Annotated in this window: 8 protein-coding genes; 2 read left to right on the top strand and 6 right to left on the bottom strand. The window is 69.8% G+C overall.

Annotation, left to right across the window (positions count from 1 at the left end):
• Positions 1-132: 132 nt before the first annotated feature.
• The 3 genes from ACFV2J_RS26615 to thyX all read right to left on the bottom strand — a co-directional run bounded on the left by ACFV2J_RS26615 (position 133) and on the right by thyX (position 3,806).
• Positions 133-1,818: a ribonuclease J gene (locus ACFV2J_RS26615; protein ID WP_168530515.1), complete on the bottom strand. Its 1,686-nt coding sequence runs from the start codon at positions 1,816-1,818 to the stop codon at positions 133-135.
• 137 nt (positions 1,819-1,955) lie between these two features.
• Positions 1,956-2,855: a 4-hydroxy-tetrahydrodipicolinate synthase gene (dapA, locus tag ACFV2J_RS26610; RefSeq protein WP_153288249.1), complete on the bottom strand. Its 900-nt coding sequence runs from the start codon at positions 2,853-2,855 to the stop codon at positions 1,956-1,958.
• Positions 2,856-3,065: 210 nt separating this feature from the next.
• Positions 3,066-3,806: an FAD-dependent thymidylate synthase gene (gene thyX / locus ACFV2J_RS26605; RefSeq protein WP_385096207.1), complete on the bottom strand. Its 741-nt coding sequence runs from the start codon at positions 3,804-3,806 to the stop codon at positions 3,066-3,068.
• Between the two features lie 177 nt (positions 3,807-3,983).
• Between thyX and ACFV2J_RS26600 the strand changes: the two genes are divergently transcribed.
• Both ACFV2J_RS26600 and ACFV2J_RS26595 read left to right on the top strand, forming a co-directional pair.
• Positions 3,984-4,223 carry a hypothetical protein gene (locus ACFV2J_RS26600; protein WP_153288251.1) on the top strand — a complete coding sequence of 80 codons (240 nt, stop codon included), beginning with the start codon at positions 3,984-3,986 and terminating at the stop codon, positions 4,221-4,223.
• Positions 4,224-4,330: 107 nt separating this feature from the next.
• Positions 4,331-4,888, top strand: coding sequence for a hypothetical protein (locus ACFV2J_RS26595; protein ID WP_385096210.1), 558 nt, complete (start codon positions 4,331-4,333; stop codon positions 4,886-4,888).
• Positions 4,889-5,004: 116 nt separating this feature from the next.
• On the opposite strand, the gene ACFV2J_RS26590 is transcribed toward ACFV2J_RS26595, so the two are convergent.
• The 3 genes from ACFV2J_RS26590 to ACFV2J_RS26580 all read right to left on the bottom strand — a co-directional run bounded on the left by ACFV2J_RS26590 (position 5,005) and on the right by ACFV2J_RS26580 (position 7,645).
• Complete coding sequence (locus ACFV2J_RS26590; RefSeq protein WP_385441008.1) at positions 5,005-5,460, bottom strand: hypothetical protein; 456 nt, start codon at positions 5,458-5,460, stop codon at positions 5,005-5,007.
• A 101-nt stretch (positions 5,461-5,561) separates the two neighbouring features.
• Entirely contained in the window at positions 5,562-6,314 is a 753-nt protein-coding gene (gene dapB / locus ACFV2J_RS26585; protein ID WP_385094827.1) for a 4-hydroxy-tetrahydrodipicolinate reductase, read from the bottom strand.
• 26 nt (positions 6,315-6,340) lie between these two features.
• Positions 6,341-7,645, bottom strand: a complete 1,305-nt coding sequence (locus ACFV2J_RS26580; protein WP_385094833.1) for a M16 family metallopeptidase — start codon at positions 7,643-7,645, stop codon at positions 6,341-6,343.
• Positions 7,646-7,772: the final 127 nt, after the last annotated feature.

The raw sequence follows: 7,772 nt of genomic DNA, 5'->3' as shown, positions 1-7,772 counted from the left end.
GCCGGGGGGGGGTGCCCCCCGCCCCGCTTGGGCGCCGGTTCCCGCTGGCCGGGGACTACAAAACCGGCGGGGGCGGCCCCCCCCCAAAACCCCCCCCCCCCCCCCCGCTCCGGGTTGACGCGTACGAGGGGGTCAGACCTCGACGACGACCGGCAGGATCATCGGCCGGCGGCGGTAGTTGTCCGAGACCCACTTGCCCAGCGTGCGGCGGATGAGCTGCTGCATCTGGTGGGGCTCGACCACGCCGTCCTGGGCCGAGCGTTCGAGGACCTCGGTGATCCTCGGGACGACGTCCGTGAAGGCGGAGTCCTCGATGCCCGAACCGCGGGCGTGCACGTGCGGACCGCCGGTGATCTTGCCCGTACTGGAGTCCATCACCACGAAGACCGAGATGATGCCCTCGTCGCCGAGGATCTTGCGGTCCTTGAGCGCGGGCTCGCCGACGCCGCCGACCGAGAGGCCGTCGACGTACACGTAACCGGCCTGCACCTTGCCGGAGATCTTGGCCTTGCCGCCGATGAGGTCGACGACGACGCCGTCCTCCGCGATGACGATGCGGTCGTGCGGCACGCCGGTGAGCGCGCCCAGTTCGGCGTTGGCGCGCAGATGCCGCCATTCGCCGTGGACCGGCATCAGGTTCCGCGGCTTGCAGATGTTGTAGAAGTACAGCAGCTCGCCCGCGGAGGCGTGACCGGAGACGTGCACCTTGGCGTTGCCCTTGTGGACGACGTTGGCACCCCAGCGGGTCAGGCCGTTGATGACGCGGTAGACCGCGTTCTCGTTGCCCGGGATGAGCGACGAGGCCAGGATCACCGTGTCGCCCTGGACGATGCGGATCTGGTGGTCGCGGTTGGCCATGCGCGACAGCGCGGCCATCGGCTCGCCCTGCGAACCCGTGCAGACGAGGACGATCTCGTGGTCCGGGAGGTCGTCCAGCGTCTTGACGTCGACGACGAGGCCCGGCGGGACCTTCAGATAGCCCAGGTCCCGCGCGATGCCCATGTTGCGGACCATCGAACGGCCGACGAACGCGACCCTGCGGCCGTACTCGTGGGCCGCGTCCAGGATCTGCTGGATGCGGTGCACATGGCTGGCAAAGCTCGCCACGATGATGCGCTTGCTGGCGCCCGCGAAGACCTGGCGCAGCACGTTCGAGATGTCGCGCTCCGGCGGGACGAACCCGGGGACCTCGGCGTTCGTGGAGTCCGAGAGGAGGAGGTCGATGCCTTCCTCACTCAGCCGCGCGAACGCGTGCAGGTCCGTGAGACGGCCGTCCAGCGGGAGCTGGTCCATCTTGAAGTCGCCGGTGTGCACCGCCATGCCCGCGGGGGTGCGGATGGCGACCGCGAGGGCGTCCGGGATGGAGTGGTTGACCGCGACGAACTCGCAGTCGAAGGGGCCGATGCGCTCGCGGTGGCCCTCCGCGACTTCGAGCGTGTAGGGGCGGATGCGGTGCTCCTGGAGCTTCGCCTCGATGAGCGCGAGGGTCAGCTTGGAGCCGATCAGCGGGATGTCCGGCTTCTCACGCAGGAGGAACGGGACCCCGCCGATGTGGTCCTCGTGGCCATGCGTGAGGACGATGCCCTCGATGTCGTCGAGGCGGTCCCTGATGGACGTGAAGTCCGGCAGGATCAGGTCGATTCCGGGCTGCTCCTCCTCGGGGAAGAGCACTCCGCAGTCGACGATCAGCAGGCGGCCGTCGTATTCGAAGACGGTCATGTTCCGGCCGATTTCACCGAGGCCGCCGAGCGGGGTGACCCGCAGGCCCCCCTGGGGAAGCTTGGGCGGCGGGCCGAGTTCGGGATGCGGATGACTCAAAAGACTCTCCTCACCACACACGCCACGTACCTGGCAAGGCACGTGGCGTGCATGACGTTCGTGCAGTAGCTGTTGTCTGTGTGGGGTGCAGGCCACTGGCCTGCGTGGTCGTGCTTATTCAGTTGTGAAGTCTGTACTTAGAGCTGTACCCCGCCGGCAGCAAGATCGATCTTGAGCTGGGCGGTCTCCTCGGGTGACAGTTCGACCATCGGGGCGCGCAGCGGTCCGGCGGGCAGGCCCTGGAGGGTGAGCGCGGCCTTCGTCGTCATGACGCCCTGGGTGCGGAACATGCCGGTGAAGACCGGAAGCAGCTTCTGGTGGATCTCGGTGGCCTTCTGCACGTCACCCGCGACGTAGGCGTCGAGCATCGCCCGCAGCTCCGGGGTGACGACGTGGCCGACGACGGAGACGAAGCCGACCGCGCCCACGGAGAGCAGCGGCAGGTTCAGCATGTCGTCGCCGGAGTACCAGGCGAGACCGGAGCGGGCGATGGCCCAGCTGGCCCGGCCCAGGTCTCCCTTGGCGTCCTTGTTCGCGACGATGCGCGGGTGGGCGGCCAGGCGGACGATCGTCTCGGTGCTGATCGGTACGCCGCTGCGGCCGGGGATGTCGTAGAGCATCACGGGCAGTTCGGTCGCGTCGGCGATGGCCGAGAAGTGCCGGTACAGGCCCTCTTGCGGGGGCTTGTTGTAGTACGGCGTGACGGTCAGCAGGCCGTGAGCGCCGGCCTTCTCAGCGGCCCGGGCGAGCTCGATGCTGTGGTGGGTGTCGTTCGTGCCGACGCCCGCGACGACGTGGGCACGGTCGCCGACCGCCGCCAGCACGGCTCGTACGAGATCCGATTTCTCCGCGTCGCTGGTGGTCGGCGACTCACCGGTGGTGCCGTTGACGATCAGGCCGTCGTTGCCCGCGTCCACCAGGTGGGTGGCGAGCCGCTGGGCACCGTCGAGGTCGAGTGCGCCGTCCGCCGTGAAGGGCGTGACCATGGCGGTGAGGACCCGTCCGAAGGGGGTCTGCGAAGTGGAGGTCGGAGCCATGGGTAACACGCTACTCGCTGCTCAGGGCGGGGTCTGCCCTTGGGGGACACGACAAACTACGACAAATGCGGAGCCCGGCACTGCCTGCTCGGGGGTTCAAGCAGTGCCGGGTCCGTTTGATCAGGCTAGATGAACTTCTCGAAATGCCGCAATACGGACACCTCGCTCGGCTGATCCGTACATCTGTGCCGGAAGGCGCGGGGGAGCGCGCTACGGCGCCACCCGGCCGTTGGTGTTGAAGGCCGCGTACGTGAGCGGCATGAGCCCGGCCCACTCCGCTTCCATCTTCTCGCCGACCATCTCGATCTCCCGCTGCGGGAAGGACGGGACCTTGGCGAGCTCGTGCTGGGTGCGCAGGCCGAGGAAGTGCATCAGGGAGCGCGCGTTGCAGGTGGCGTACATCGACGAGAAGAGGCCGACCGGGAGGACGGCGCGGGCCACCTCGCGGGCGACACCGGCGGCGAGCATCTCCTGGTACGTCCGGTACGACGCGAGGTACGAGTCCTCCATGGCGCCCGCGACGAGTTCGCGCTGCTCGTCGGTGCCCTCGACGAACACGTACTTCCCGGGCCGGCCCTGCTGGACCAGCTTGCGCGACACGTCCGGGACGTAGAAGACCGGCTGGAGCTCCCTGTACCTGCCGGACTCCTCGTTGTAGGACCAGCCCACGCGGTGCCGCATGAACTCGCGGAAGACGAAGATCGGGGCGCTGATGAAGAACGTCATCGAGTTGTGCTCGAAGGGGCTGCCGTGCCGGTCCCTCATCAGGTAGTTGATCAACCCCTTCGAGCGCTCCGGGTCCTTGCCCATCTCGTCCAGGGATTGCTCCCCGGCGGTCGAGACACGGGCGGCGAACAGCACGTCGGAGTCGGCCGCGGAGTGCTTCACCAGCTCGACGGTGACGTCGCTGCGGAGGTCGATCTTGAGATCGTCGGCGGGGGTTTCGGTCACGGTTCGGAGGGTCCTTCCCATCACAGCTCTTAACGCCGCCACTCTACGGGGCGCCGATACCAGGGCGTTCGGGCCTTGCCGCAATGAAGTCGGCGAAACTGGGCACCAAAGAGGGCGTTCGTACGTCTGTATCGGTGAAGGAGATTCCTTCGATACTCCAGAGGAGACGCAGTTCCCATGTTCCGTCGGCGCGAGCCCGTACCCTTCGCCTTCATCGCCGAAGCCGACAACTTCCGCAGCAACGTCACTCCCCCACCGCGTGAGCGGGCCTCCGCCGGCCAGATAGCCGGACGGTGGCTCACCGGGCTCACCCTGGTCGCCGGGCTCGTAGGGTCCCTGATCCTCGGCATGCCCGCCCTGTCGCAGGACCCGTCGCCCGCCCACACGCAGCACTCCGAGGCGTCGGACGGCCGCTGACGCCTCCCGGCCCCCGACCCTTCCGGACCCCCGAGGGTGGTGAGCGGGGACCCGGCTCGATAGCCTCACCGGGCATAGCCCATGCGTGGATTGAGTGAGGAACAGTCGTGCCCCTGCCCTTCCTTACGGCGGACCGTGCTTTTGACGAGGCGGCGGACGACGTCGCCCTGCCGTTCGACGACCGCGACCAGTGGCGCCGCCCCTACCGGCCCGGGCCGTGGCGGGTGGCCTTCGCCGCGCTGATCCTGCTGCTCGCGTCCTACGTGCTCGTGGCCACCGTGATCACCGCGTTCGCCGGAAGCCGCTCGGCGGCCGTGGTCTGTCTGCTCGTCGCCGTGATCGTCGTCCTCAGCGCCTTGCGGCTGCTGCGGATGGGCGTGTGGGTGAGTGCCCGCGGGCTGCGCCGCGTGGGCTTCCTCACCACCAGTACCGCGCCCTGGCAGCAGGTCGTCGCCGTACGCACCGTCCAGCAGCCGGTGCGCTGGCTCGGGCTGCCGCGCACGGTGCAGGGGCAGGCGCTGGTCCTGGTGCGCAGGGACCGGGCGGCCGATGCCGTACCGCCGCTGCTGACCTCGCACAACTCCGACTTCCTGGCGCGTACGGAGGCCTTCGACCGGGCGGCGGACGCCGTCGAGGTCTGGGCCGACGAGTACCGGCTGGGCTGAGTCCTCGGACCGTAGGCACACGTGAGGGGCCGGTCCGCGTTTCGCGGACCGGCCCCTTCGCCGTGTCTCCCGCTCCCTGCCCCCGGCGCGGGAGCGTCGGGGCCGCGGGCGTCGTCTCAGGCCTCCGCCGGAGGCCTGCCCTCGCGCAGGGCGATCGCCCGCTGCATCGCCTTGCGGGCGCGCGGGGTGTCCCGGGCGTCGTGATAGGCGACGGCGAGGCGGAACCAGCTGCGCCAGTCCTCGGGCGCGTCCTCGGTCTCGGCCTTGCGCCTGGCGAAGACCTCGTCGGCCGAGTCGCGGTCGATACGGCCGCCGGCGGTCCGCCGCAGCTCGTCGACCGGCAGTCCGCCCTCGGCGTCGAGCTCCGCCGCGAGCCGGTTCGCCTTGCGCACGAACTGGGTGTTCTTCCAGAGGAACCAGATACCGATGACCGGCAGGATCAGCACCGCGATGCCGAAGGTGACGGTGATCAGGGTGCCGTTCTGGATGAGCAGCACGCCCCGGCTGCCGACCAGGACGAAGTAGACGACCAGGACGGCCGCCGTGACGGCGTAGGTGATCTTCGCGCGCATGTCTGCCAGGTGTCCGTGTCCGTCAGGGTCCGTCGGTGCCGGTCGGCGCCGGTCGGCGCCGGTCGGTGTCTTTGGGTGTCCGTCCGTGCCCGTTCCTCGGCTCAGCCGAGGTCCAGGAAGTGTTCCAGGCCGAAGGTGAGGCCCGGCGTGTTCACCACGCGGCGGGCGCCGAGCAGGATCCCCGGCATGAAGCTGCTGTGGTGCAGTGAGTCGTGGCGGACGGTGAGGGTCTCGCCTTCGCCGCCGAGCAGGACCTCCTGGTGGGCGAGGAGACCGCGCAGCCGGACCGAGTGCACCGGCACACCGTCGACGTCCGCCCCGCGGGCACCGTCCAGCGCGGTGGCTGTGGCGTCGGGCTGCGGGGCGCTGCCCGCCCGCTCCCGGGCCGCCGCGATGAGCTGGGCGGTGCGCGTGGCGGTGCCGCTGGGCGCGTCCACCTTGTTCGGGTGGTGCAGCTCGATGACCTCGACGGACTCGAAGTACGGAGCGGCGATCTCGGCGAACTTCATGGTCAGTACGGCGCCGATGGAGAAGTTCGGGGCGATGAGCACCCCGGTCTCCGGCGACTCGGCCAGCGACGTGGTGAGCTGTGCGAGGCGCTCCTCGGTCCAGCCCGTGGTACCGACCACCGCGTGGATGCCGTTGCGGACGCAGAAGTCGAGGTTGGCCATCACCGAGTCCGGCGTGGTCAGCTCGACCGCGACCTGGGCGCCCGAGTCGACGAGGGTCTCCAGTCGGTCGCCCCGGCCGAGCGCGGCCACCAGCTCCATGTCCTCGGCGGCCTCGACGGCTCGTACCGCCTCCGCCCCGATCCGGCCCTTGGCACCGAGGACCGCCACGCGCAGCTTGCTCATTGCTTCGTTCCTAACAGAGACGGGATTTACGCGACCGCTTCGTGCAGACGGGACGCCTGCTTGTCCTTGAGCGGGCCGATGACCGAGAGCGAGGGCCGCTGTCCCAGGATGTCGTGGGCGATCGAACGGACCTCGTCCGGGGTGACCGACGCTATCCGGGCCAGCATGTCGTCGACCGACATCTGCTCGCCCCAGCACAGCTCGCTCTTGCCGATACGGTTCATCAGCGCGCCAGTGTCCTCCAGGCCGAGGACGGTGGAGCCCTGGAGCTGGCCGATGGCACGGCCGATCTCGTCGTCCGACAGTCCGTGCTCGGCGACGTGGTCGAGCTCGTCGCGGCAGATCTTGAGCACGTCGTGCACCTGGCTCGGCCGGCAGCCCGCGTACACCCCGAAGAGGCCGCAGTCGGCGAAGCCCGAGGTGTACGAGTACACGCTGTAGGCCAGACCGCGCTTCTCGCGGACCTCCTGGAAGAGGCGGGAGGACATGCCGCCGCCGAGGGCGGTGTTGAGGACGCCCAGGGCCCAGCGGCGTTCGTCGGTGCGGGCGAGGCCCGGCATGCCGAGGACGACGTGGGCCTGCTCGGTCTTGCGGCCGAGCAGCTCGACGCGTCCTGCGGTGCGGATGGCCCGGCGGCCGTCGCGCGGGGCGATCGGCTCGGCCGCGGCCTCCCGGAGGGCGCCCGCCTTCTCGAAGGCGGCACGGACCTGGCGTACGACCTTGTTGTGGTCGACGTTGCCCGCGCAGGCCACGACCAGGTGGGTCGGGTCGTAGTGCTTCTTGTAGAAGCGCCGGATGCGGTCGGCGCCGAGGGCGTTGACCGTGTCGACCGTGCCGAGGACCGGGCGGCCGAGGGGGGTGTCACCGAGCATGGTGTGCGCGAACAGGTCGTGCACGCAGTCGCCCGGGTCGTCCTCGGTCATCGCGATCTCTTCGAGGATCACACCGCGCTCGGCGTCCACGTCGGCCTGCTCGATCAGCGAGCCGGTCAGCATGTCGCAGACCACGTCGATGGCGAGCGGGAGGTCGGTGTCGAGCACGCGTGCGTAGTAGCACGTGTACTCCTTGGCCGTGAACGCGTTCATCTCGCCGCCGACGGCGTCGATGGCGGACGAGATGTCCAGGGCGGACCTGCGGCTCGTGCCCTTGAAGAGCAGGTGCTCCAGGTAGTGGGTGGCGCCGTTCAGGGTCGGCGTCTCGTCGCGGGAGCCGACGTGCGCCCAGATCCCGAAGGTCGCGGAGCGGACGGAGGGCAGCGTCTCGGTGACGATGCGCAGGCCGCCGGGGAGGGTGGTCTTGCGGACCGTACCGATGCCGTTCTCGCCCTTGATGAGGGTTTGGGTACGGGCGAGGGGGGGGGGGGGCGGGGGCGGGGGGGGGGGGGGGGGCCGCGCGGGGGCGAGTCGCTAGGCGGCGGGAGGGCGCGGGTTGGGCGAGAGTCTGAGGGCCTCAGCCGCA

Source organism: Streptomyces sp. NPDC059668 (assembly GCF_042734135.1).
GTDB lineage: Bacteria > Actinomycetota > Actinomycetes > Streptomycetales > Streptomycetaceae > Streptomyces.
The sequence above is the reverse complement of the archived record's forward strand: the minus strand, read 5'-3'. Positions and strand labels throughout refer to the sequence as shown.

Coding starts and splice junctions, on each gene's coding strand:
- dapA (WP_153288249.1), bottom strand. CDS start 2,855: ATGGCTCCGACCTCCACTTCGCAGACCCCCTTCGGACGGGTCCTCACC.
- ACFV2J_RS26600 (WP_153288251.1), top strand. CDS start 3,984: ATGTTCCGTCGGCGCGAGCCCGTACCCTTCGCCTTCATCGCCGAAGCC.
- ACFV2J_RS26590 (WP_385441008.1), bottom strand. CDS start 5,460: ATGCGCGCGAAGATCACCTACGCCGTCACGGCGGCCGTCCTGGTCGTC.
- dapB (WP_385094827.1), bottom strand. CDS start 6,314: ATGAGCAAGCTGCGCGTGGCGGTCCTCGGTGCCAAGGGCCGGATCGGG.